We start from the raw sequence: 2,178 nt of genomic DNA, 5'->3' as shown, positions 1-2,178 counted from the left end.
ACGACGGCTGCACTCGTCGCTGGGGTATGTGCCGCCGGTGGAGTTCGAAATGAATCTGTTCAACAAACCTGCTGCTGAGGAACCTGAGGCAGCTTAGTTACCTGTCCACGATTTGCGGGCAAGGCCAAACCTGTGGCAGCTGCGGTGAGGGTACGTCCGCGGCGCTGAGCCGCCATAACATCACCGCTGCGTCACACCGCGTGACACCCTCGAGCCTGACCCGTCTCAGCAGGAAATGTGACTGATCAAACTTTCCACTGGCTCTCGACTCACCGAACACCCGGCTGCGAATATGGTGTCCGGTCATCAGGGCGGCACCCGAACCACGGACGACCGGACACAACCTGATGCAGACACCTGGAAACGGTGCCGCAGCCAGCGGCACCCTGACGAAGGGGAGTAGCTCACAGGTGGCGCGGTCAACAACGCGCCACCTGCCGGACTGTCGACACACTGGTCACCATTGGTGACCCGGCATCTGGGTCAGGACAGGGCAAGGGGCCGAACATTCCCCGCAGGCCGGCTGATGAGCGAGACCTTCGATTCCTCCAAAGATTAACCTGGAATCGGAGAACAAATCCATGCTCACCCGCCCTCTGGCGATATGCGGCACTGCCGCCGCTCCCGCCATCCTTCTGCGCCTCGGCGTTTTCGGCGACAACGTCCCGGACGTCGTACAAATGTTGATCTACGGCGCTGGCATCGTCGCCGCGTCCTTTATCCTGGCCTGGGCCGCTGAAGCCGCCCGCCGTGACATTTCCGGCCCGCTGGCTATCGCACTGCTCGCCCTGGTCGCCGTGCTGCCGGAGTATGCCGTGGATCTCTACTATGCCTACCAGTCGGGCTCCGACCCCAGCTACATCTCTTATGCCTCGGCCAACATGAACGGCTCCAATCGTCTGCTGCTCGGCCTGGGCTGGCCGCTGGTGGTGCTGATCGCCTTGTGGGCGGTGAAGCGGCGGCGTCGTTCCACCCAGATGCCCACCCCGAAGACACTCCTCCTTCCGCACGATTCGCGTCGGGACGTGCTGGTCCTCGGCGGGCTCGCCTTGGCAGGCTTCTTCATTCCACTGACCGGGTCGATTCCCGTATGGTTCGGCGTGGCGCTGATCGTCATCTTTATCGCTTACCTCGCCGTCGCCTCCAAGGCCGAGAGTAGTGAGGAAGCCGAGTACGTCTCTGTGTCGGCAGCAATCGTCGAGCTTCCCGACCGAGCTCGCAAGACCACGGTGACGACGATGTTCATCGCTGCGGCGGCGATCATACTGACGTCGGCTGAACCTTTCGCCGATGCACTGGTCGGCGCCGGGACCCAGTTGGGCGTCGACTCCTACTTGCTGGTCCAGTGGTTGGCCCCGCTCGCCTCGGAGTCTCCGGAGTTCATCGTGGCTGCGCTGTTCGCCCTGCGCGGAATGGGATCGGCCGCGATCGGCACGCTGATCGCCTCGAAGATCAACCAGTGGAGCCTGCTAGTCGGCTCCCTTCCAGTGGCGCACCTATTCGGCGGTGGTTCGGCGACGATGCAGCTGGACTCCCGGCAGGTCGAGGAGTTCACCCTAACCGCGACTCAGACGCTGCTTGGTGTGGCGATCCTTGTCACCCTGCGTTTCCACCGTTGGGCGGCGGTGCTGTTGGTGGGACTGTTCTCGCTGCAGTTCGTCATCACCGGTGTGGAGGGACGTTACGTTCTCTCGATCGTCCACGTCGTGCTGGCAATCGGCGTCACCGCATGGAACCTGTGGCATGTCCATCAGGCACATGCCGACCACCACACCGTCGGAGGCTCGGAGACCGGTGACACTCCTGCAACGGCAGTGACAGGCAGCCCCTGGCTGGTGAGGTGTGATCTTCACATGAACGTGAAGATCCCCCGAGGAGATGTGGAGTCGGCGAATTGACGGCGAAGATCAGCCAACACTGCCCTGGCGAGGTCTATAGACTAGGTCTGTACTCCACGTTTTGCTCCACCATTTGACTCGGAGTCGCCGGTTCCGGCTCAGTCGTCGGTGAGGTGGACATCTAATCGGCCACCAACACCGACAGATCCCCACTTGGCCCTACCCTCGTTGAGTGGACACCCGATTTAGCGGGATCCGTCCCGCACGAGAGGATGTCACCATGACCGACAACACCGCTGGCCGGCGACCACGGCGAAACTTCAGCCCGGAATACAAACAC

1 protein-coding gene is annotated in these 2,178 nt (G+C 62.3%); it reads left to right on the top strand.

All coding sequences use genetic code 11. The features are described from left to right. Positions 1-581: 581 nt before the first annotated feature. Positions 582-1,898: a sodium:proton exchanger gene (locus E0E18_RS13795; protein ID WP_130841929.1), complete on the top strand. Its 1,317-nt coding sequence runs from the start codon at positions 582-584 to the stop codon at positions 1,896-1,898. Positions 1,899-2,178 lie beyond the last annotated feature (280 nt).

Source organism: Corynebacterium neomassiliense, from assembly GCF_900626215.1.
Classification (GTDB): Bacteria; Actinomycetota; Actinomycetes; order Mycobacteriales; family Mycobacteriaceae; genus Corynebacterium; species Corynebacterium neomassiliense.
This window is presented reverse-complemented; position numbering and strand designations above follow the sequence as displayed.